The following is a 20,664-nucleotide window of genomic DNA, read 5'->3' as shown; positions in this document are numbered from 1 at the left end:
TGGCGAGGGGCACATCCCCATAAAAGAGAAGCCTCAACATACCGGACAGCCTTCAGACCCGGGGCATACTTTTTTTAAGGTCTGTAGCAACAAACTTACTAATTTATCTATCCCGCACCTTTGCACATGATCGCTTCAACAAGAAATGCGCCGTCCGTGTCGGCGCTTACCGAAGTACGTCCACGTACTCATCCTTGCCTTGGAGTTCGTCATGTCCACCTCTGCAACAACGTCCGCCCCGCTCATTGAAAAACACACGATAGGATACGTGCCCCCCGAAGATCGCCACGGAAAGGTCAGGGATCTGTTCACGCTGTGGTTCGGCGGCAACATCGCGCCGTTGCCCATCGTTACCGGCGCGCTGGGCGTGCAGCTGTTTCATTTGAATCTGGTGTGGGGCATCGTCGCCATTCTGGTCGGTCACCTGGTCGGCGGCGTGCTGATGGCCCTGCACTCGGCGCAAGGCCCGCAGATGGGCATTCCGCAGATGATCCAGAGCCGCGCCCAGTTCGGCTCGCTCGGCGCGCTGCTGGTGGTGCTGATTGCCGGCGTCATGTACATCGGTTTCTTCGCTTCCAACATCGTGCTGGCCGGCAAGTCGCTGCACGGCGTGGTCGACAGCGTGCCGGTGCCGGTCGGCATCGTCATCGGTGCCCTCGGTTCCGGGATCATCGGCATCATCGGTTATCGCTTCATCCACGTGCTCAACCGCATCGGCACCTGGGTGCTGGGGATCGGCATCGTCGTCGGTTTCGGCTACATCTTCACCCACATTCAGACTGAGGACTTCCTCACCCGAGGCAGCTTCAATCTGTCCGGATGGCTCGCCACTGTGTCGCTGGCAGCGCTGTGGCAGATCGCGTTTGCGCCGTACGTGTCCGACTACTCGCGTTATTTGCCCGCCGATGTGAAAGTCTCGTCGACCTTCTGGACGACCTACCTCGGTTCGGCGTTGGGTTCGAGTCTGGCGTTCATCTTCGGCGCCGTCGCTGTGCTGGCGTCCCCCGTGGGCATGGACACCATGGACGCGGTCAAACTGGCCACCGGCTCCATCGGCCCGCTGATGCTGGTGCTGTTCCTGCTCAGCGTGATCAGCCACAACGCGCTCAATCTGTATGGCGCGGTGCTGTCGCTGATCACCCTGGTGCAGACCTTCGCCTACCGCTGGATCCCGACCGCCAAGAGCCGCGCAGTGATCTCGATCATCGTGTTGCTGGCCTGCTGCTTCGCGGCAGTCGGCGCATCGAAGGACTTCATCGGCCACTTCGTCGACATGGTGTTGGTGCTGCTGGTGGTGCTGGTGCCGTGGACGGCGATCAACCTGATCGACTTCTACGCGATCCACAAAGGCAAGTACGACATCCAGTCGATTTTCCAGGTCGATGGCGGCATCTACGGGCGTTACAACCCGCAGGCCTTGCTCGCCTACGCCATCGGCATCGCCGTGCAAATCCCGTTCATGAACACGCCGCTGTACGTCGGCCCCGTGTCGGCACACATCAACGGCGCTGACCTGTCGTGGCTGGTGGGCTTGCTGGTGACATCGCCGCTGTATTTCTGGCTGGCCAATCGGGACAGCGCCTACCGTCGGCGGATGACCGGTGGCAAGTTGGCGAGCAGCCTCTGATATTGCTTCGATGAGCCCAGAAGGCCCGCCGTGTGCGGGCCTTCTGTATTGTGGTATTGATTGACGACCGACAATCACCGGACAGGGAAATCCAATGCTGCGAATCCTCGGTAAAGCTTCATCGATCAACGTGCGCAAAGTGCTGTGGACGTGCACCGAATTGCAGATTCCGTTCGAGCGTGAGGACTGGGGCTCCGGGTTCAAATCCACCGAAACGCCTGAGTTTCTCGCACTGAATCCCTGCGCCATGGTTCCGGTGATTCAGGATGGCGATTTCACTCTCTGGGAATCCAATTCGATCATTCGCTATCTGGCCACCCGCGACTGCGGCTCGCCTCTCTATCCAGCCGATGCGAAAACCCGAGCACGCATCGATCAGTGGATCGACTGGCAGGCTTCAGAGCTGAATCGCTCGTGGTCGTATGCGTTTATGTCGTTGGTGCGCCAATCGCCGAAGCATCAGGACAGCGCCGCGCTGGCCGGCGCAATTGAGCAATGGTCGCAGAACATGGCAATTGTGAATCGGCAGCTGGAATCGACCGGGGCTTACATCGGTGGCAATCAGTTTTCACTGGCGGACATCCCGATCGGACTGTCGGTGAATCGCTGGTTCGAAACGCCGCTCCAGCACCCGCACCTGCCCGCCGTCAGCGCCTACTACGACCGTTTGAATCAACGCGAAGGCTTTCGCCTGTACGGGCGCAACGGTACGCCATAAAGTAAAAAACCTCTGATCCGGGAATCGGTATCAGAGGTTTTTCTCAGCCTGAAAAACCAATCAGGCCGGCACGCCCAGAATGATGTGCGAAGCCTTGATCACCGCCGTCGCGCTGACGCCTTTGGCCAGGCCCAGCTCGGCCACGGCATCGCGGGTCACGATCGAGTACACCTTCGAACCACCGGCCAACTCGATCACCACCTCAGCGTTGACCGCACCGTCGGTGACGCTGAGCACTTTGCCTTCGAGGCAGTTGCGCGCGGAGAGGCGGATGTCGCTGGATTCGGTCATCAGCATTACCCAGGGAGCCTTGACCAGCGCGACGGCTTCTTTGCCGACGGCGATGCCGAGGCTCTTGATGCTTTCCATGGTCACGACGGCAACCAATTGCTCGCCACCGGCGAGGGTCAGCACCACTTCGGCGTTGACCGCACCCGCCTGAACCTGGCTGACCTGACCTTTGAATACGTTGCGTGCACTGACTTTCATGCTGGACGTCCTGTTTTTTGACTTTGGAGTTAGGAAGCGGCGTGCATCATCAAAGTTGCCGCTATATAAAAACAACTATAGCGCTGCGCCTTGTTGTCACGCCTGTACATAAACCCATGCATCGACTCCAGACTTTAGCAGCACTGTTGAGGGTGTCGGGGGGACGTTATGGAGGAGTACCTTGATCAGATCAGCAAATCTTCATAAAACGCGCCGAACGGACGCGACGGATGGGCGATCTGGATTTCCAGAATCCACACACCGGCATTCGGTGCCTGTTCGAAATCACCCAGATCACCGCCACGGTGAATGGCATGCGGGAAATCACTGACACGATGGCCCTTGATATTCAGGTTCAGCACCCAGCCCATCGCCTCGGCCTGATCGCTGGCATAACGGTAAAGTTCGACACCGGACACCCCCTCACGCCAGAACGCCTCGACGCGCTCGAACAGCACTTTGGCCGCCGCCGCGCAGGCAATCATCTCCGGGTCGGCACCTGTCGTGTACGTCGCCCCGGCATCGCCTTCGTGCCCTTGCCAGACCACGCCCATGTCGATGAAGAAAATGTCGTCTTCACCCAGCACCGGATCACCGTCGGAGCGCTGCTTGAAGGTCTTCAGGGTGTTGGCGCCGAAGCGGATCAACAGCGGGTGCCAGATGCGGTCCATACCCAGCTCGGCGAGAATTTCCTTGCCGCGGGCCGTGGCTTCGGACTCCAGCATGCCGGGTTTGATCACCGCGGCAATCGCGTCGACGGCTTTCCAGGTCAATTGCTGGGCGTGGCGCATCGTTTCCAGCACAAAACGTTCGCCGACGGCTTCTTTTCCGCTCAGGGCTGTGGTCATTTGCGTGTTCCTCATGGATGCGCTGTATAGTTTTTTATATTACGAAACGCCGACAAAGATACAGCCATGACACAACGTGTCAATTACTCTTCTGCACGCACCACGCCGCGCTCCTCCAGCAAGCGCACGAACATGCTCAAACTGCGCGACACCGTGCCCCGTCGCCACACCAGCCAGGTGGTCAGATAGCGAAAGTCCGCCGCCAGCGGCCAGACACTCACCGTCGCGCTGCCGGGCATGCTCTGCAGCATTTTGCGCGGCATCAGGGCCAGCCCTGCTCCGGCACTGACGCAGGCAAGCATGCCGTGATAGGACTCCATTTCGAAGATCTTGCCGGGGACGGCGGCGTCGGTGCTGAACCATTTTTCGAAGTGATGTCGGTACGAGCAGTTGGAGCGGAAGGCATAAATGCTCTCGCCGTTGACGTCCGCCGCACGCTGCACCGGCGCGTGATTGAGCGGTGCGATGATGACCATTTCCTCCTCGAAGGCCGGCACGCCTTCCAGCGTCGGGTGCAGCACCGGGCCGTCGACAAAGGCAGCGGCCAGACGCCCGGAGAGCACGCCGTCGATCATCGTCCCGGAAGGCCCGGTGGACAGGTCGAGGTCGACTTTCGGGTGCAGTTGGTTGTACGCCGCCAGCAACTCGGGAATGCGCACCGCCGCTGTGCTTTCCAGTGAACCGAGGGGAAATGCGCCTTGCGGTTCTTCACCGGCCACGGTGGCCCGGGCTTCCTGGACCAGATCGAGAATCCGCCGCGCGTATTCGAGAAAACTCCAGCCCGCCGGCGACAGGCGCAAACGGCTTTTCTCACGAATGAACAGATCGACGCCCAGATCCTGCTCCAGTTGTTTGATGCGCGTGGTGAGGTTCGACGGCACCCGATGAATTTGCGCCGCCGCCGCACTGATGCTGCCGTGCTCGGCCACGGCTTTGAAGATTTCCAGCTGAACCAGATCCACAGTCATTCTCCAATCGTGAAAGAAACGCTCTTTATTATTCAGTTTCCAGAAAACAATCGCCACCCTACTCTAGGCCCATCCACTGAACATGCAGGACGAAGCCATGAGCCAGATTTCCAGCCAGACCCACGCCATCTCGATCAACCCCGCCACCGGCGAACAGATCGGCCACTACGCGTTTGAATCCGCACAAGCCCTCGACGCCGCGCTGACCCGCGCCGCCTACGGTTTCGGCAAGTGGAAACGCAAACCCTTGCAGGATCGTTCGCGCCTGTTGACCGCTCTCGCTGGCGCGCTGCGTGAAACCGCAGACGCCATGGCGACCATGATCACCCTGGAAATGGGCAAGCCGATTGCTCAGGCCCGTGGCGAAATCGAGAAATGCGCCAAGCTCTGCGAGTGGTACGCCGAACACGGCCCGGCCATGCTCACGGCGGAACCGACTCAGGTCGAAGGCGGCAAGGCGCGCATCGAGTACCGGCCGCTCGGCCCGATCCTCGCGGTGATGCCGTGGAATTTCCCGATCTGGCAAGTGCTGCGTGGCGCCGTGCCAGCGCTGATCGCCGGCAACACCTACGTGCTCAAGCATGCGCCGAACGTGATGGGCAGCGCCTACCTGCTGCGCGACGCCTTCACCCGCGCCGGGTTTGCAGATGGTGTGTTTGAAGTGATCAACGTCACCCCGGACGGCGTTTCCAGCGCCATCGCCGACCCGCGCATCGCCGCCGTGACCCTCACCGGCAGCGTCCGCGCCGGCATGGCCATCGGTGCGCAGGCAGGTGCCGCGCTGAAGAAATGCGTGCTGGAACTGGGTGGCTCCGATCCGTTCATCGTGCTGAACGACGCGGATCTGGATGAAGCGGTGCAAGCCGCGGTGATCGGTCGCTACCAGAACTCCGGTCAAGTCTGTGCCGCCGCCAAACGACTGATCATCGAAGAAGGCGTGGTCGAAGAATTCACCCGCAAATTCGTTGAAGCGACGCGCAAACTGAAAGTCGGCGATCCGTTGGCCGCTGACACTTACATCGGGCCGATGGCGCGTTTCGATCTGCGTGACGAGCTCGATCAACAAGTGCGCGACACCCTCGAAGAAGGTGCGACCCTGCTGCTCGGTGGCGGCAAGGCTGCAGGTGCCGGCAACTACTACGAGCCGACCGTGCTGGCCGACGTCACCGACCGCATGACCTCGTTCAAACAGGAACTGTTCGGCCCGGTCGCCTCGATCATCACCGCCCGCGATTGCGCGCATGCCATCGCCCTGGCCAACGACAGCGAGTTCGGCCTGACTGCGACCATCTACACCGCCAACGTGCAACTGGCCCAGCAACTGACCAGCGAACTGGAAACCGGCGGCGTGTTCATCAACGGCTATTCCGCGAGTGATCCACGCGTGACCTTTGGTGGCGTGAAGAAGAGCGGTTTCGGTCGCGAACTGTCGCACTTCGGCGTGCGTGAGTTCTGCAACGCGCAGACTGTGTGGCTGGATCGCAAATAAAAAACATCTGTGGGAGCGGGCTTGCTCGCTCCCACAGGGATGGCGTGTTATGCCACTGCCCGTTGCGGCTCCGTGACGGTGCGATCCTTGCTCAACAGTCCCAACACCACCGCTGCTGACAGCAACGTAATAACCGTCAGGATGTGCAGCACCGACTGGAACGCCGAAGCGTAACCTTGCACCAGTCGTTCGCTGTCCAGCCCCGCCACGATGTTGATCGCATGAGCCATGTCCCCCGTGATCACACGCTGCGCCGTTTCGCCAATCAACTGCGCTTCGGCGCTGCCAGCCGCTACGTGCAGCGCACTCGCCAGATCGCTCTGCAACAGCGAAGCTAGCATCGCTGCCACGCACGCCAGTGCAATCCCCTCGCCCGCCACTCGCACGGTATTGAAAATTCCCGCCGCCATGCCGGCGCGCTCAGTCGGCACCACGCTTACCGACAAGCCATCCATCAGGCCCCACGGTAATCCGGCGCCGATACCGATCAACACCATCGGCGCTACCAGAGCGAATCTAGCTTCGCCGACGTTGTACAGACTCAGCCAGTGCAAACCCGTCGCAGCAATCAGCAAACCCACGCCGGACAATAGGCCCGCCGAGATAAAACGGGTCAGTGATGCCGCGAGCAAAGGCACCACCAGCATCGGTGCCGACAACGCCAGTAACAGCAGACCGGCATCGATTTCGCTCAATCCTTCCACGCCGATAAAACGCAGCGGCAGCATCACCACCAGCACGATGTAGCAAAAACAGGTGCCGATCGGCAGCATCTGCACACCGACGAATCGCGGAAAACGAAACAGCGTCAGGTCGAGCATCGGCCGTTTGACGCGCATCTCGACGAGCACAAAAGCCACCAGCAAAACGCCCGACAGGGCCAGCAATCCAACAATCAACGGACTGCCCCAGCCGTGCTCCGGCGCCAGGATCAGGCCAAACGTGAACAATCCGAGCATGGCACTGAACAGAACGGTGCCCGGCCAGTCGAGACCCTTGGCATCCGGGTCGCGGGTTTCGCGCATGCGCGGCAGACCGAAGATCATCGCGACAATGCCGATCAACGCGGTAAAGACAAAAATCGCCCGCCAGTTGAACGCCTCGATCAACGCCCCGGCCAGCAATGGCCCAAAGGCCAGACCGATGCCAAACGTGGTGCCAAGCAGGCTATACGCCCGCGTGCGGGCATGGCCGTCGAACTCCTGCGCCAGCGCCGCCGAGCCGCTGGCCAGTGCCGCCGCACCGGCCACACCCTGAACGGCACGCAGCACATCCAGCCAGAACACCGAAGGCGCAAGACTCTGCGCAATCGAGGCCGCGGTAAACAGCGACATACCGAAAGTGAACAGACGTTTACGCCCATAAACATCAGCTAATGCTCCCGCCGCCATCAGCAAACTGCCGAACGACAACATGAACGCATTGGTGATCCAGGTCAGCGCCGCGGGGCTACCGCCCAAGTCACGGCCAATCGCCGGTGTTGCCACCGCGCCGCCGGTAAAACTCAAGGGAAGAACCAGTGCCGACAGGCACACCGCCGCAAGGATCAGCCACTTGTCGCGCGTTCCTTGCTGCCCGGTTGAAGAAGTCATGAGGCAATCCTTTGTCAGAAAAATAGTCGTTGCGTGAAGGCACCAGTGGGAGCAAGACTGCTTTCCCTGGATCTGCCATTCAGCTTTTGAAGTCCGTGGACAGCGCCAGCTCATTCCACTCGGCCAACTCTTGCGCCACCAAGCGATTCTTCGCCTCGATGCGCGCCACGGTGTCGCTGCCCAGTGCCAGCCGTTGCGGCGGATTCGGGGCGTTGACCAGCGCCAGAATTGCTTCGGCGAATTTCTGCGGATCACCCGGTTGGGCGTGGTTGGCAGCCTCGGCGAAGGCGCGCATCTTGCCGACGGTTGCGTCGTAGTCCGGTAACACCAGCGTGGTTTTGATCAGCGATTGTTCGTCGAGAAAGTCGGTGCGGAAAAAGCCCGGCTCAACCACGGTGGCCTGAATGCCCAGCGGCGCCAGTTCCTGATGCAACGCTTCGGTGATGCCTTCGACGGCGAACTTGGTCGAGCCATAAACGCCCCAGCCCATGTACGCCTGATAGCCGCCAATCGAAGAAATATTGATGACCCGCCCGCTGCGTTGCGCGCGCAGGTGCGGCAGTACGGCGCGCGTGACGTTGAGCAGGCCGAAGACGTTGGTGGCGAACAGGCGCTCGGTCTCGCTGGCACTGGTTTCTTCGACGGCACCGAGTACACCGAACCCGGCGTTGTTGATCAGTACATCGATGCGTCCAAAACGCTTGATGCCGGCGGCGACCGCTTGATGGGCTTCGTCTTCGCGGGTGACGTCGAGGCGCACGGCCAACAGATTCGGATGATCGCCGAGGCGCTCAATGATGTCCTGCGGATTGCGGGCCGTCGCGATGACTGCGTCGCCGGCCTGCAAAGCACGTTCGGCGATGAGGATGCCAAAACCACGGGAAGCGCCAGTAATGAACCAGGTACGCATTTCAACTCCTCCTGTCAGCGACCCTGGCGACGGTGCCGGGCCTTCTCGATGAGTTGATGCGACTTTAAGGCCGTGCTACTGATGTGATAATCCCAACAAATTTGCATGACTTTGTGAAAGGCATTCACAGATGAAAACCCCTTCAGCAGCAGACCTCGCGTTGTTTCTGTGCTCCGCCCGGCACTTGAACTTCAGCAAGGCAGCCGTCGAACTGGGCCTGACGCCCTCGGCGCTGAGCCATTCGGTGAAAGCCCTGGAAAACCGCCTCGGCGTTCGCCTGTTCAACCGCACCACTCGCAGCGTGGCCCTGACCGAAGCAGGCGAGCGGCTTTACACGCGGCTGAAACCGGCGTTCCGTGACATCGACGATGCGCTGGAAGACCTCAACCATTTTCGCGAAAAACCCTCGGGCAATCTGCGTATTACCTGCGGACGCCAGGCGTGCGAACTGGTGCTGCTGCCAATTGCCAGCGAGTTTTTGCAGGCGTTCCCGGACATTCGCCTGGAGGTGGTCGAAAGCGATGCATTGCTGGACATCGTCGCCGGTGGGTTCGATGCCGGCGTACGCTTCGGCAATCGCCTTGAAGCGGACATGGTGTCGCTGCCCATCGGCCCGACAATGCGTTCGGTGGTGGTTGGCTCGCCGGCGTTTTTCCAGCGCCACGCCGCGCCGGAAAAACCGCAGGATCTGCACGCACTGCCGTGCATCCGCCATCGTTTTCCCAGCGGTTCGATGTACCGTTGGGAGTTCGAACGCGGCGGCATCGCTCAGGAAATCGAAGTCGACGGCCCGCTGACCCTCGGCGACGTCAGCCTGATGGTCGGCCCGGCGCTGCAAGGGCTGGGGCTGGCGTATGTGTTCGAAGACATGGTCAGCGAACACCTCGCCGCCGGGCGTCTGATACAGGTTCTCGCCGACTGGTGCCCGTATTACCCCGGCCTGCACCTGTATTACCCGAGCCGGCGCCATGTCCCGGCAGCGCTCAAGGCGTTCATCGACTTCAGCCGCAGCCGCCGTTAGCGCGTCGCGCACAGCCTGATCAGAAAAAATCTCGCCAACCGGTGCGCTGTAAGTTGCCCATTGGCGTCAGGCTTCTATAGTGATCAAGTCTTCCCTGCCCTTGCGGCCTGCTGTCGAGCGTTGTCCATGGTCAACACCGAACAACTGATCATCTGCGAGCACTGCGATTGTGTGTACGAAAAAGCCGTGCTCGGCAAACACCAGAAAACCTCCTGCGTGCGCTGCGGCGGCGTGTTGCAGCGCTACAACGGTTTGACGGTCGAACAGCGTCTGGCCCTCAGTTTCACCGCCGCGGTGCTCTGGCTGTTCGCCAATTTCTATCCGGTAATGAGCATCAGCATGAAGGGCCTGAAAAACAGCGCGACGCTGTGGGATTCGGTGCTGGCCTTGAGTCAGGGGCCGATCACGTTCATGGCAATGGTAGCGGCGATTTCGATCATCATCGCCCCGGCGTTTCAGTTGGTGCTGCTGATCTGGGTGTTGAGTTTCGCCCTCTCCTCGCGTCGCGCGCCGGGTTTCACCCTGTGCATGCGCTGGCTGGAAACGTTGCGCCCGTGGAGCATGCTTGAGGTGTGCCTGCTGGGCGCCATGGTGGCGGTGTTCAAACTGGCCGGGCTGCTTGATGTATTGCCCGGCATCGGCCTGTTTGCCCTGGCCGTGTTGAGCCTGATGATGATCCGCATTGCCGGCCGCGACATTCGAGACCTCTGGGACATTCTATGAAGCGACCACCGACCGCTAGCGAACTCAATCTTTGCCTGTGCCACAGCTGCGGGCTGGCCTGTGACATGAGCGATGAACCGCACCAGTGCCCGCGTTGCGAGGCGCCGCTGCACCGGCGCAAGACCAATTCACTGACTCGCACCTGGGCGTATCTGTTCGCCGCGCTGGCGTTTTATGTGCCGGCCAATTTGCTGCCGGTGATGAACACCACGATGCTCGGCAATGGCGCCGACAGCACCATCATGAGCGGCGTGCTGGAGTTCTGGGAAGGTGGCGCGTGGGACATCGCCCTGATCATTTTCATCGCCAGTATTGCGGTGCCGGGGATCAAGTTTGTGGCTCTGTCACTGTTGCTGATCAGCGTCCAGCGCGACAGCGGGTGGGCACGCCGCGAGCGTTCGAAGATGTACCGTTTCGTCGAGCTGATTGGCTATTGGTCGATGCTCGACGTCCTGGTGGTCGCGCTGGTCGCGGCGCTGGTGAAGTTCCAGGCACTGGGCGATATCGAGCCGCGACCGGGCATCCTGTTCTTCGGCATGGTGGTGGTGTTCACCATGCTCTCGGCGATGAGTTTCGACCCGCGGCTGATCTGGGACAACGTCCCCGACGATGAGCCCCTCAGCGACGCAGAACTTCGAGCAACACCTGCAGCGGGTGGCGCAACGCCTGATCCGACTGGCGCTTGACCTGGCTGCGGCAGGAATAGCCGGTGGCCAGTGCCTCACCTTTTTGCGCCGGCGCATCGATGTGGCGTGCCCAGGACTGCTCGTAGATCACCGCCGAGTTTTCACGGTTGCGCGCTTCATGGCCGTAAGTACCCGACATGCCGCAGCAACCGGTGGCCTGCGTGGCGAGTTGCAATCCGGCACGCTCGAACACTTGCTCCCACTGCCGCGTAGCCGCCGGGGCGTTGGTTTTTTCCGTGCAATGGGCCAATAGCCGGAATGGCACGGAAGTATCCTGAGGCGTCTGTTCAGGCATGACCTTGAGCAACCACTCCTGCACCAGTTCGACTTCCGGGCAGTCCTGCATGCCCGGCACTTTCAGGTATTCCTGGCGATACACCAGGGTCATTGCCGGATCGAGCCCCAGCAACGGCACACCCAGATCCGCCAGCTCACGCAGCTGCCCGGCATTGCGCAACGCGGCACGGTTAAAGGCCGACAGAAAACCCTGCACATGCAGCGGTTTGCCGTTGGCACTGAACGGCGCCAGATATACCTGATAACCCAGGCGTGAAATCAGCTCGACCAGATCCGCCAATAGCGGCGCCTCGAAGTAGCGGGTAAACGCATCCTGAACGATCACCACGCTGCGTTCGCGTTGCGCCTGAGTCAGCCGCGACATCGTCGCCAGCGTCGCCGGTTGTACCTGCCAGCGGCGCATCGCTGCATGGAAATCGAAGCGGCTGAGCAGCGGCACATCGACCATGCCGCCAAGACGTTCCAGCAACGTGCGAACAACAGCAGCGCCCATCAAACCGTTGTACAACGCCGGGATCCGCGCCATGTACGGGATGCTGTACTCCAGCGAGGCGATCAGATAATCCCGCGCCGGACGCAGATAACGCGTGTGGTACAGCTCAAGAAACCGCGAACGAAATTCCGGCACGTTGACCTTCACCGGGCACTGTCCCGCGCAGGACTTGCACGCCAGGCACCCGGCCATAGCGTCGTAAACCTCATGGGAGAAATCCGCGGCCTGCGTGCGACTGTTGCGCCAGCGCTGCCACAACGTACCGAAAAACGTCGGTCGGCGGATCGCCTCGGACAACACATCAACGCCAGCCTCGCCCTGCAGCCGCAGCCACTCGCGAATCAACGACGCGCGCCCCTTGGGTGATTGCGCACGTTCGCGGGTGGCTTTCCACGACGGGCACATCGCGTCATCAGGATCGAAGTTGTAGCAGGCGCCGTTGCCGTTGCAATGCATGGCCGCGCCGTAGTTCTGCCAGACTTTCTCGTCGATCTGCCGATCGAGTTCACCGCGCAGAGTCACTTCGTCGATTTTCAGCAGTGCCGCGCCGGTGTTGGCGGCAGTGGCGATCTTGCCGGGGTTGAACTGGTTGAACGGGTCAAACGCCGCTTTCAACGCTTGCAGCGCCGGATACAGTTCGCCGAAAAATGCCGGGGCATATTCCGAACGCAGACCTTTGCCGTGCTCGCCCCAGAGCAGGCCGCCGTAACGCTGGGTCAGCGCGGCGACACCATCGGACACCGGACGCACCAGCGCCGCTTGCTGCGGATCCTTCATGTCGAGGATTGGCCGCACGTGCAACACTCCGGCATCGACGTGGCCGAACATGCCGTATTGCAAACCATGACTGTCGAGCAGGTCGCGCAACTCGGCAATGTACTCGGCCAGGTGTTGTGGCGGCACGGCGGTGTCTTCGACAAACGGCTGCGGCCGCGCTTCACCGGCAACGTTGCCGAGCAAGCCGACCGCGCGCTTGCGCATGCCGTAGACCTTGTTCACCGCCGCGTGGCCGACCGCCAGCGTGTGCCCCAGACGTTCGACAGTCGAATCGCTGCTCAAGTGTTCGACAAACGCCTCGACCCGACGCTGCAGATCCTCGGGATCGTCGCCGCAGAACTCGACGAGGTTGATGCCCAATGTCGGCCGCTCGGCGTTTGCCGGAAAATACTCGGCAACGCCGTGCCAGACGATGTCCTGCATCGCCAGCAGCAAGACCTTCGAGTCCACGGTTTCAATCGACAGCGGCTTGAGCGCCATCAGCGCGCGGGCATCACGTAGCGCATCCATGAACCCGGCGTAGCGGATGTTGACCAGCATCGTGTGCCTGGGGATCGGCAGCACATTCAATTTCGCCTCAACCACAAAACCAAGCGAGCCTTCCGCGCCGCACAGCACGCTGTTGAGGTTGAAACGATTGTCCGCCTCGCGCAGGTGCGCCAGGTCGTAACCGGTCAGGCAGCGGTTCAGATCCGGAAAGCGTTGTTTGATCAGGTCACCCTGCTCATCAATGATCTGCCGCGCACAGCGATAGACTTCGCCGACTCGATCCTCGCGGGCACACAGTGTTTCCAGTTCACGCTCTTCCAGTGGTTGACCGTGCAGACGTTCGCCGCCGCGCAGGATCATGTCGAGTTCGAGCACATGGTCGCGGGTCTTGCCGTAGGTGCAACTGCCCTGGCCGCTGGCGTCAGTGTTGATCATCCCGCCGACCGTGGCGCGGTTGGAGGTCGACAGCTCCGGGGCGAAGAACAGTCCGGCGGACTTCAGCGCCGCATTGAGCTGGTCCTTGACCACCCCGGCCTGCACCCGCACCCAACGCTCTTCAACGTTGATTTCGAGGATACGGTTCATGTGCCGCGACAGGTCGACAACGATGCCGTCGGTCAGCGATTGGCCGTTGGTGCCGGTACCGCCGCCACGCGGGGTAATCATCACGCTTTTATAGGCCGGCTCGGCAATCAGCCGCGCCACCCGCGCCACATCGTCGGCGTCCAGCGGAAAAACGGCGGCTTGCGGCAAACGCTGATAGATCGAGTTATCCGTGGCCAGCACCACGCGACTGGCGTAATCGGCGCTGATCTCGCCGCGAAATCCGCTGATTTTCAGGGCTTTGAGGAACTGCTGGTAATCGGAAGTCAGGGCGGTGGCGGGCGACAGCTGGGCAATCATCGGTCAGGGTATCTCGGTCAAAATCAGGCCGTGTGGCGGTGAACAGTTGTACGCAACGAATGATTGCGTCAGGCTCCGCCATCTCATGTTGCCCATGTTCATTGTTGAAGGACGTCGGGACAACCGTAAATTCGACCCGCTATTAATGACTTTTACGAATGAATCCGCGAACGCTCACCCCGTCCATGTCGCTGTTGCTGGCCTTCGAGGCTGCCGCACGCCATGAAAGCTACACCCGCGCTGCTCACGAACTGTCGCTGACGCAGAGTGCGGTCAGCCGCCAGGTACAGATTCTCGAGAAGATGCTCGGCATGCGCCTGTTCAACCGCGAGGGGCGCAAAGTCGTGCTGACCGATGTCGGGCGCATGTATCAGCGCGAACTGGCTGAAGCCCTCGGGCAAATTCGCAGTGCCACGTTGCAGGCGATGGCGTTCGGTTCCGGCATCCACAGCCTGCGCCTGGCGACGCTGCCGACCTTTGGCTCGAAATGGTTGCTGCCCAGATTGAAGGACTTCTACACCGCGCACCCCGGCATGACCGTGCACCTGCATTCGCGCATCGAAGCCATCGACTTCGACACCAGCGAAATCGATGCGGCGATTTGTGTCGGTGGCGGTGAATGGCCGGGGCTGACGTCGCTGCCCCTGCACACCGAGGAACTGGTGGTGATCGCCAGCGCGCAATTGTCGGCTGCCGAACGCCAGGACGCCGAGCGTTACATCGCCGGGCAATTGCTGCTCAACGTCAGCAGCAATGCTCAGGCGTGGGCCGAATGGTTCAGCCATCACGCCCTCGCGCACCGCAGCATGCGTATTGGCCCTAGCTTTGAAATGACCTCGCACTTGATTCAGGCCGTGCGCGCCAATATTGGTGTGGGCCTGGTGCCGCGCATTCTGGTCGAGGACGAATTACTCCATGGTGAACTGCTGCAACTGGGCGAACCGATCACCAGTCGCCGCAGCTATTACCTGGTGTATCCGCCACGCAACGAAACACTGCCCTCGCTGAAAGCGTTTCGTGATTGGCTGGTGGATACGCTTTGATCGGCCTCGCCGTCATCCATCCATTTTCTGATAACTCTCAACTGCCGCAAACACGCTGAGCCGCGCCCGATGCAACAACACTCGGGTGTTGGTCAGCGAGAGATCGAGCAACTGCGCGATGTCTTCCAGCTCCAGACCCTGACGCTCGCGCAAAATCAGCACGCTGCGCTGGGTCTCGGACAAGGCATTCAGCGCCCGCTCAAGGCATTCGCACAGTTCATGCTCATGCAGCAACGCTTCCGGGGTGTCTTCGTGCCAGAGCGGCAGCCCGGCCTGCCAACTGCCGTCAGACGCGAAGCGCTCCTCGTCGAAACGATTGACCGGCAGCGGCACTTCATTACGGCGATTCTGCCCGTAGCGGCATTTTGCGGCATTCGCGGTGATGGTCAGAATCCACGTCTTCAGGCTGGATCGCCCCTGAAACCCCGCCAGCCCGCGCACCACCGCCAGCCAGGCTTCCTGCACCACGTCGTCCATATGCCGACGCCCGACAATCGCCACAGCCACCGCGCGCATGGCGCCCTGATAGCGGTTGACCAGATCGACAAACGCTTTCTGCTCCCCGCTCAACAGACACTGCAAAAACTGCAGATCGTCCGAGGGTTGCAACATCACTTCGACAGTCCCTGACCGGTGCATTCGACTGACCATCCAGAGTGGAACGCTGAATACCTGTCACCGGGGGGTGCAGGCACGGTTGCTTCTGAACTACATACGTAGCAAGGCGGGAATTGGATGCAGCGGGTTGAGTCTTTTTAGGGCACGAACGAAAACGCCGCTCGTTGAGCGGCGTTTTGATGGTTGATGGATGACTTAACGTTTTAGCGGGGGTGGTGCCTTGGATCCGCTGATCAAGGGTTTTTCCAGCGGCTTTCCGTCTGGCCCTACGAACAGGCGCTCTATATGCGGCGGCATTGGTTGCGGTGCTCTGGCGGTCATGATGAACCCTCTGATACCGGGTTGAATTCAACCCATTTAACCTTCACGGAATCTATCAGCAAAAATTCGGCAGCCATAGGCTGCACTTTGCCATCCTCGTTGAGCCAGCGCGGGTGTCTCATCAAAAATTGCCCGCTGGCGGCTTCGGGCGGCCACTCGACCGGCCAGCCTAAAACGCGCCTTTCGTCATTCAAATGCAGGGTGATGACCCGATCAAATTGGGCGAAGGCACTGAACCATTCACTGGGATAGGAAGATTGTTTCGTGACGTTTCTGTTGCGCAACCATCCATGCAATTTGTCATTTGCAGCCAAATGACAGGCAAGCAATCCAAGCAACACAGACGCGATGAACGCCCAGATTGTTTGCGCCTTGGCATCCCATTTCCCTACAGAAAAACCCTTTTCCCCGACCCATAAGCAGACCGCGCCAATTCCCAGCACCGCACCATGAATCACAAACGTGAATATCAGCGCCTGCACAATCTGGCCGAAAGTATCAGGACGCTTAAACACTGTAAGCGTGTAGAAAATCCAGGCTGAGACGAAACCGGGTATTAGGTATTGCAACAGCGGAATCACTTCTTTCACCAGATCATCCATGATCGGGAACTCCTTCAATCCAAAAAGCACTCCTGCAGAAACAACGATGCCGGCCCTAAAAAAATGGGCCGACACTCAAAAGCCTAGCGCACGCCGGAAAGAGCCCCGTGATCAAATGTCACAGTGCATTACGCATCCCGCAAAATCAGGTCAGCGCCCTTCTCCGCCAATATCAACACCGCCGCATGGGTATCGCGAGATAAATCAAGCGACCACAGGAATCATCGGATCGGCCGCCGCCAATGCAGTCACGCGGTCTGCGGCAGGCGGGTAGATCCATTGCGTGTTGATCTGAGTCTTCAGGGTTTTGCCTTCCTGCTTGACCAGTTTCACCTGACGATCCCAACCCTCGGTGTACACCGCGCCCCAGGCGCCAAGGTCCAGACAGGTGACGTATTTCGGCTGACTGTACGGCGTCGGCTCGACACCGAGAATCTGCGCGGCGACGTTGTTGCCGGCGTGACGCCCCAGCGAGATCGCGTGCTGACAGGTCATTAGCGCATAGTTGCCGATGTCGTCGGTGGCGGCGTAGGCCACGTCGCCGGTGGCAAAAATGTCGTCCTGACCGATGACTTTCAGGTGCGCATCAACGTGCAGGCGACCTTGCATGTCGCGCTCGGCCGGGATCTGCTCGGTGAGCGAACTGGCGCGTACGCCCGTGGTCCAGACCACGGTGTTCGCTTCGATATGCTGGCCGTCCGAGAGCGTCACACCGTTGGCATCGACAGCCTGCACCGACACGCCCAAACGCCATTCAACGCCCAACTCTTCACTGGCGGCGACAATCGAGTGGCTGATTTCTTCGCCCATCGACGCACCGATCTTCTGCCCACGGTCAACGATGATCACGTTGATGTCAGCCTTCTCACCAAGAATCTCGCGCAGGCGCCCCGGCATCTCGGTCGCAGTTTCGATGCCAGTGAAACCGCCGCCCGCCACGACAACCGTGTTGCGCGCCTTGCTGTCGGGAAGGTCTTTCAAGGATTTGAGGTGTGTCTCCAGACGGATGGCCGCTTCGATCTGATCGACGTCAAAGGCGTATTGCGCGACGCCCGGTGTCGCCGACTGCGCCAGACCACTGCCGCTGGCCAGAACCAGTTTGTCGTAGTGGAACGTCTGCTTCTGACCCGACGCATCGGTGTAACCGACGGTTTTTTCGGCTACGTCGATGGTTTGTGCAGCGCCCTTGATGAAGTGAACGCCGACTGCTTCGAACAGTTCATGCAGCGGTGCGGCCAGTTGATGAGCGTTCGGCTCATAAAAGCGCGGACGCACGCGCAACTCAGCCTGCGGCGCGAGCACGCTGATTTCAACGTCTTTGCGACCGTGTAGATCGACCAGTCGCGTAGCACTCAAGGCCGACCACATGCCGCCAAAACCTGCGCCGATAACCAGAATCTGCTGCTTCATTTTGTTTCTCCAGAAAACGCCCAGCGATGAGAAAGAGAAAATCGAATTCGTTTTGAGCCACTCACTGCCAACTCAATAGCGCCGACTCTATTAGTCGGACATAATTCTCACAAGTCAGATTATCCGATAGGTTTGATCGGATTTATCGATGACATCCACCCCCAAAAACCAGACATCACCTGCAGAAAGAGGGCTATTGATGCCGATAAATTGCTTTTCGAAGATTGATGACTCTGGTCTCGACTGGTAGCATTTACGACAAATCAAGTCGGACTTAACAATGTCTCTATACAGCGCAGGCGTCGAATACGGCATTCATTGCCTGGCATTTCTGGTTGGCAGCGGCGGCGATACCCGCGAAGCCAGCGTGCGCGACCTCGCCGAACTGCAAGGCGTGCCGGTGGAATATCTGGCAAAAATCTTCACCAAACTGGCCAAGAGCAAACTGGTGGTGGCCTCCGAAGGTGTACGCGGCGGGTTCAGCCTGGCGTGCCCAGCCGATGAAATCACTCTGCTCGACATCGTCAGAGCCATTGATGGACGCAAGAACATTTTCGAATGCCGCGACATCCGTGGGCGTTGCGCCCTGTTTGAAGGACAGCCGCCAGAATGGGCCATCGAAGGCACCTGCTCGATCCATGCCGCGATGATGACCGCCCAACAACGCATGGAAGAAGCCCTCTCCCAACAGACCATTCTCGACATCGCCAGAAAGGTCGGGCGCAAGGCGCCAGCAGAGTTTGGCCAGCAGGTGGAAGACTGGATTCAGGATCGACGCGAGAAAAAAGGCAATGTCGGCACCATCGCGTTGACCGATATTTCGGACTGATCTATTTGAAGAATGCGAAAAAAAAGCAGAAACCGTTGACCTGGTTTCTGCTTTTTTATGTGTCTGAAACGCTCGTTACAGGCAATCACGCACCGATTTGCGCAACGATCCGGACTTGGCCCACGGCGGCCCCTGGTACAACGACACCCGGCTGCCGTCCTTGTATTTGACGATGTCGAGAATCTCGTCCGCCGTGATAATGCTCGGCGCCGTGATGCGATAACCATTGGAAATCGACGTCTGCGAGGTCTTTGCGACATCTTGCTGCCACAACGGCAAGACACACGCGGCATAGTCCTTGGGAGCCTTGCTGCTGGTCTTGCTGACATTCGGCTCACCCGGCACCAACGACGTCGGCAACGAGCAACCTGCCAACAGAGCCAACGCCAGACTCCCGATCCATATCCGCATGGTGTTTCCCTGAACTGAAAAAACTGAATGTAGCCTGTAACCGGCTGCACATCCATCGTGGCATCGCGCCTTCGCGGCAGTCTCGACAATTTTTTACATCCGCTCAGTCCGAAGACAGACGAGCCGTGCACCGCTGCGAGAAAATGCGACTACTATTTTCTACCGAGAATGTTCCGGAGGTGATCATGCGGCTCAATGAATACGAACACGAACTTCAGCGCGACCTGCAAAGCGTCGCATCGGACCTGAGATGGTCGGCCGTCGACCTTAAACGTATCGCCGAGCAATTGCGCAAGTCCGGCAACGAAGCGGACGCGCAGACGGTTCTGCGCTCCTGCGAAGTCCTGCAAAGCGATGAAGAACGCCTGCAGCTGTACGCAAGGGAAGTCAAAGCGCGGGCCATCAGCCGCACCAAAGTCCACTGACGCGCTCGCGAGCGCCCCGACAAAAAGCCCCGGCAAACCGGGGCTTTTTCATTCTTGGCAACCGACGGATCTTGTGACTTTTTCCACGCATCGCGCGTTTTTTGTAACCGCCCACCACCTTGAGTGAGACCGGTCAGGGCCGGCACTTTTCACTCAGGCGCAGGCTCCACATCCTGACGGAACCTTTGAATACAGGCCCGGCTCGTATATTGCAGTTTTATTTCTACTTAATGACAAGCAGCAAAACAGGTAAAGATGAAAGTACGCGCCACCGTCATTTGCGAACAGGATCGACACGTGCTCCTGGTGCGCAAACCACGCTGTCGCTGGGCATTGCCCGGCGGCAAGGTCGAGCCGGGGGAGACCCGGGCGGCAGCGGCCGTGCGCGAATTGCAGGAAGAAACCGCGCTCAACGCCGAGGACGTGTTGTACCTGATGGAGCTGGAAAGCGGCGGCACGCGGCATCATGTCTACGAGGCGTCAGTGCTGAACATTGACGAGGCGCGTGCGCAAAACGAAATCATCGAGTGCATCTGGCATCCGCTGGATGCGGTGCAGAATCTGAATATCAGCGAAGCAACGCTGCGGATTGTCAAAGCCTTTCAACGGCGTTTATGAACGCTCAACCGGCGAAGGCTCGCCGCCCTGCGCTCATCTCCGTGCGCAGCTCACCGATGAAGTTGGAAATGTCACGGATGGTGACGAGGTGCTCCGGGGAAACGCCATTGAGCAATAACTCCACGCGCCCGCTCTGTGGCTCGTACACCTTGATCTGCAGCAGCCCCTGCGTGGAGGGAACGCAGTCGCACTTAAACGCCGGAAACCCGGATTCAACAATGCGGCAGATCTCGGCGATGGCAAGCATGGACGGACGCCTCGCAGGCGAAAATCAATCGATCCGTAGAGCATAGATGAGCAATTTGTACCGCGCCCGGCACAAAACTGTTAACCCGATCACAACTTTCACGCGACCAC

21 protein-coding genes are annotated in these 20,664 nt (G+C 59.8%); 10 read left to right on the top strand and 11 right to left on the bottom strand.

Annotation, left to right across the window (positions count from 1 at the left end; genetic code table 11):
• The first annotated feature begins 211 nt into the window (after nucleotides 1-211).
• On the top strand, nucleotides 212-1,627 hold the full coding sequence (locus F2P67_RS03570; RefSeq protein WP_166217378.1) for a purine-cytosine permease family protein: 1,416 nt from the start codon (nucleotides 212-214) through the stop codon (nucleotides 1,625-1,627).
• A 94-nt stretch (nucleotides 1,628-1,721) separates the two neighbouring features.
• Entirely contained in the window at nucleotides 1,722-2,345 is a 624-nt protein-coding gene (locus F2P67_RS03565) for a glutathione S-transferase family protein (protein ID WP_166217375.1), read from the top strand.
• Nucleotides 2,346-2,405: 60 nt separating this feature from the next.
• On the opposite strand, the gene F2P67_RS03560 is transcribed toward F2P67_RS03565, so the two are convergent.
• The 3 genes from F2P67_RS03560 to ptrR all read right to left on the bottom strand — a co-directional run bounded on the left by F2P67_RS03560 (nucleotide 2,406) and on the right by ptrR (nucleotide 4,644).
• Nucleotides 2,406-2,834 (bottom strand): TOBE domain-containing protein, encoded by a 429-nt coding sequence (locus F2P67_RS03560; protein WP_166217371.1) that lies wholly within the window; start codon nucleotides 2,832-2,834, stop codon nucleotides 2,406-2,408.
• A 185-nt stretch (nucleotides 2,835-3,019) separates the two neighbouring features.
• Nucleotides 3,020-3,682 (bottom strand): M24 family metallopeptidase, encoded by a 663-nt coding sequence (locus tag F2P67_RS03555; protein ID WP_166217368.1) that lies wholly within the window; start codon nucleotides 3,680-3,682, stop codon nucleotides 3,020-3,022.
• An 83-nt stretch (nucleotides 3,683-3,765) separates the two neighbouring features.
• Nucleotides 3,766-4,644: a putrescine utilization regulator PtrR gene (gene ptrR, locus F2P67_RS03550; protein ID WP_166217642.1), complete on the bottom strand. Its 879-nt coding sequence runs from the start codon at nucleotides 4,642-4,644 to the stop codon at nucleotides 3,766-3,768.
• Nucleotides 4,645-4,747: 103 nt separating this feature from the next.
• Here ptrR and F2P67_RS03545 point away from each other — a divergent pair, with 103 nt between their 5' ends.
• Nucleotides 4,748-6,139 (top strand): aldehyde dehydrogenase family protein, encoded by a 1,392-nt coding sequence (locus F2P67_RS03545; RefSeq protein ID WP_166217365.1) that lies wholly within the window; start codon nucleotides 4,748-4,750, stop codon nucleotides 6,137-6,139.
• A gap of 47 nt (nucleotides 6,140-6,186) precedes the next feature.
• On the opposite strand, the gene F2P67_RS03540 is transcribed toward F2P67_RS03545, so the two are convergent.
• Both F2P67_RS03540 and F2P67_RS03535 read right to left on the bottom strand, forming a co-directional pair.
• Nucleotides 6,187-7,731 (bottom strand): MFS transporter, encoded by a 1,545-nt coding sequence (locus F2P67_RS03540; protein ID WP_166217362.1) that lies wholly within the window; start codon nucleotides 7,729-7,731, stop codon nucleotides 6,187-6,189.
• A gap of 79 nt (nucleotides 7,732-7,810) precedes the next feature.
• The gene (locus F2P67_RS03535; protein ID WP_166217359.1) at nucleotides 7,811-8,641 is read right to left on the bottom strand and encodes an oxidoreductase; all 831 of its coding nucleotides are present in this window, start codon (nucleotides 8,639-8,641) and stop codon (nucleotides 7,811-7,813) included.
• A gap of 130 nt (nucleotides 8,642-8,771) precedes the next feature.
• On the opposite strand from F2P67_RS03535, the gene F2P67_RS03530 reads away from it, so the two are divergent.
• The 3 genes from F2P67_RS03530 (at nucleotide 8,772) to F2P67_RS03520 (ending at nucleotide 11,071) form a co-directional block, all read left to right on the top strand.
• A complete protein-coding gene (locus F2P67_RS03530; RefSeq protein WP_166217356.1) occupies nucleotides 8,772-9,662 on the top strand; it encodes a LysR family transcriptional regulator in 891 nt (296 codons plus the stop codon).
• A 126-nt stretch (nucleotides 9,663-9,788) separates the two neighbouring features.
• Nucleotides 9,789-10,385, top strand: coding sequence for a paraquat-inducible protein A (locus F2P67_RS03525; protein ID WP_166217353.1), 597 nt, complete (start codon nucleotides 9,789-9,791; stop codon nucleotides 10,383-10,385).
• Complete coding sequence (locus tag F2P67_RS03520; protein WP_166217350.1) at nucleotides 10,382-11,071, top strand: paraquat-inducible protein A; 690 nt, start codon at nucleotides 10,382-10,384, stop codon at nucleotides 11,069-11,071. Before F2P67_RS03525 ends, F2P67_RS03520 begins: the two co-directional genes overlap by 4 nt.
• On the opposite strand, the gene ydiJ is transcribed toward F2P67_RS03520, so the two are convergent.
• Nucleotides 11,004-14,030: a D-2-hydroxyglutarate dehydrogenase YdiJ gene (gene ydiJ, locus F2P67_RS03515; protein ID WP_166217347.1), complete on the bottom strand. Its 3,027-nt coding sequence runs from the start codon at nucleotides 14,028-14,030 to the stop codon at nucleotides 11,004-11,006. The two genes, F2P67_RS03520 and ydiJ, sit on opposite strands and share 68 nt — an antisense overlap.
• A gap of 158 nt (nucleotides 14,031-14,188) precedes the next feature.
• Here ydiJ and F2P67_RS03510 point away from each other — a divergent pair, with 158 nt between their 5' ends.
• Complete coding sequence (locus tag F2P67_RS03510; RefSeq protein ID WP_166217344.1) at nucleotides 14,189-15,073, top strand: LysR substrate-binding domain-containing protein; 885 nt, start codon at nucleotides 14,189-14,191, stop codon at nucleotides 15,071-15,073.
• A 12-nt stretch (nucleotides 15,074-15,085) separates the two neighbouring features.
• On the opposite strand, the gene F2P67_RS03505 is transcribed toward F2P67_RS03510, so the two are convergent.
• The 3 genes from F2P67_RS03505 to F2P67_RS03495 form a co-directional block, all read right to left on the bottom strand.
• A complete protein-coding gene (locus tag F2P67_RS03505; RefSeq protein ID WP_166217639.1) occupies nucleotides 15,086-15,682 on the bottom strand; it encodes an RNA polymerase sigma factor in 597 nt (198 codons plus the stop codon).
• A 326-nt stretch (nucleotides 15,683-16,008) separates the two neighbouring features.
• On the bottom strand, nucleotides 16,009-16,614 hold the full coding sequence (locus tag F2P67_RS03500; protein ID WP_166217341.1) for a DUF6338 family protein: 606 nt from the start codon (nucleotides 16,612-16,614) through the stop codon (nucleotides 16,009-16,011).
• A 204-nt stretch (nucleotides 16,615-16,818) separates the two neighbouring features.
• Nucleotides 16,819-18,024: an NAD(P)/FAD-dependent oxidoreductase gene (locus F2P67_RS03495; protein WP_166217338.1), complete on the bottom strand. Its 1,206-nt coding sequence runs from the start codon at nucleotides 18,022-18,024 to the stop codon at nucleotides 16,819-16,821.
• A 280-nt stretch (nucleotides 18,025-18,304) separates the two neighbouring features.
• On the opposite strand from F2P67_RS03495, the gene F2P67_RS03490 reads away from it, so the two are divergent.
• The gene (locus tag F2P67_RS03490) at nucleotides 18,305-18,853 is read left to right on the top strand and encodes an RrF2 family transcriptional regulator (RefSeq protein WP_166217335.1); all 549 of its coding nucleotides are present in this window, start codon (nucleotides 18,305-18,307) and stop codon (nucleotides 18,851-18,853) included.
• 75 nt (nucleotides 18,854-18,928) lie between these two features.
• On the opposite strand, the gene F2P67_RS03485 is transcribed toward F2P67_RS03490, so the two are convergent.
• On the bottom strand, nucleotides 18,929-19,264 hold the full coding sequence (locus F2P67_RS03485; protein WP_166217332.1) for a hypothetical protein: 336 nt from the start codon (nucleotides 19,262-19,264) through the stop codon (nucleotides 18,929-18,931).
• 185 nt (nucleotides 19,265-19,449) lie between these two features.
• Between F2P67_RS03485 and F2P67_RS03480 the strand changes: the two genes are divergently transcribed.
• Entirely contained in the window at nucleotides 19,450-19,689 is a 240-nt protein-coding gene (locus F2P67_RS03480; protein ID WP_065259780.1) for a hypothetical protein, read from the top strand.
• A 255-nt stretch (nucleotides 19,690-19,944) separates the two neighbouring features.
• The gene (locus tag F2P67_RS03475; RefSeq protein WP_166217329.1) at nucleotides 19,945-20,307 is read left to right on the top strand and encodes an NUDIX hydrolase; all 363 of its coding nucleotides are present in this window, start codon (nucleotides 19,945-19,947) and stop codon (nucleotides 20,305-20,307) included.
• 4 nt (nucleotides 20,308-20,311) lie between these two features.
• Here F2P67_RS03475 and F2P67_RS03470 read toward each other — a convergent pair whose 3' ends face one another.
• Nucleotides 20,312-20,554 (bottom strand): DUF1652 domain-containing protein, encoded by a 243-nt coding sequence (locus F2P67_RS03470; protein WP_166217325.1) that lies wholly within the window; start codon nucleotides 20,552-20,554, stop codon nucleotides 20,312-20,314.
• Nucleotides 20,555-20,664 lie beyond the last annotated feature (110 nt).

The sequence above is a fragment of the Pseudomonas atagonensis genome (assembly GCF_011369485.1).
In the GTDB taxonomy this organism is placed as follows: domain Bacteria; phylum Pseudomonadota; class Gammaproteobacteria; order Pseudomonadales; family Pseudomonadaceae; genus Aquipseudomonas; species Aquipseudomonas atagonensis.
This window is presented reverse-complemented; position numbering and strand designations above follow the sequence as displayed.

Excerpts from the sequence above, each read along its gene's own strand:
- F2P67_RS03570 (WP_166217378.1), top strand. The coding sequence starts at position 212 with ATGTCCACCTCTGCAACAACGTCCGCCCCGCTCATTGAAAAACACACG.
- F2P67_RS03565 (WP_166217375.1), top strand. The coding sequence starts at position 1,722 with ATGCTGCGAATCCTCGGTAAAGCTTCATCGATCAACGTGCGCAAAGTG.
- F2P67_RS03560 (WP_166217371.1), bottom strand. The coding sequence starts at position 2,834 with ATGAAAGTCAGTGCACGCAACGTATTCAAAGGTCAGGTCAGCCAGGTT.
- F2P67_RS03555 (WP_166217368.1), bottom strand. The coding sequence starts at position 3,682 with ATGACCACAGCCCTGAGCGGAAAAGAAGCCGTCGGCGAACGTTTTGTG.
- F2P67_RS03545 (WP_166217365.1), top strand. The coding sequence starts at position 4,748 with ATGAGCCAGATTTCCAGCCAGACCCACGCCATCTCGATCAACCCCGCC.
- F2P67_RS03540 (WP_166217362.1), bottom strand. The coding sequence starts at position 7,731 with ATGACTTCTTCAACCGGGCAGCAAGGAACGCGCGACAAGTGGCTGATC.
- F2P67_RS03535 (WP_166217359.1), bottom strand. The coding sequence starts at position 8,641 with ATGCGTACCTGGTTCATTACTGGCGCTTCCCGTGGTTTTGGCATCCTC.
- F2P67_RS03530 (WP_166217356.1), top strand. The coding sequence starts at position 8,772 with ATGAAAACCCCTTCAGCAGCAGACCTCGCGTTGTTTCTGTGCTCCGCC.
- F2P67_RS03525 (WP_166217353.1), top strand. The coding sequence starts at position 9,789 with ATGGTCAACACCGAACAACTGATCATCTGCGAGCACTGCGATTGTGTG.
- F2P67_RS03520 (WP_166217350.1), top strand. The coding sequence starts at position 10,382 with ATGAAGCGACCACCGACCGCTAGCGAACTCAATCTTTGCCTGTGCCAC.
- ydiJ (WP_166217347.1), bottom strand. The coding sequence starts at position 14,030 with ATGATTGCCCAGCTGTCGCCCGCCACCGCCCTGACTTCCGATTACCAG.
- F2P67_RS03510 (WP_166217344.1), top strand. The coding sequence starts at position 14,189 with ATGAATCCGCGAACGCTCACCCCGTCCATGTCGCTGTTGCTGGCCTTC.
- F2P67_RS03500 (WP_166217341.1), bottom strand. The coding sequence starts at position 16,614 with ATGGATGATCTGGTGAAAGAAGTGATTCCGCTGTTGCAATACCTAATA.
- F2P67_RS03495 (WP_166217338.1), bottom strand. The coding sequence starts at position 18,024 with ATGAAGCAGCAGATTCTGGTTATCGGCGCAGGTTTTGGCGGCATGTGG.
- F2P67_RS03490 (WP_166217335.1), top strand. The coding sequence starts at position 18,305 with ATGTCTCTATACAGCGCAGGCGTCGAATACGGCATTCATTGCCTGGCA.
- F2P67_RS03485 (WP_166217332.1), bottom strand. The coding sequence starts at position 19,264 with ATGCGGATATGGATCGGGAGTCTGGCGTTGGCTCTGTTGGCAGGTTGC.
- F2P67_RS03480 (WP_065259780.1), top strand. The coding sequence starts at position 19,450 with ATGCGGCTCAATGAATACGAACACGAACTTCAGCGCGACCTGCAAAGC.
- F2P67_RS03475 (WP_166217329.1), top strand. The coding sequence starts at position 19,945 with ATGAAAGTACGCGCCACCGTCATTTGCGAACAGGATCGACACGTGCTC.
- F2P67_RS03470 (WP_166217325.1), bottom strand. The coding sequence starts at position 20,554 with ATGCTTGCCATCGCCGAGATCTGCCGCATTGTTGAATCCGGGTTTCCG.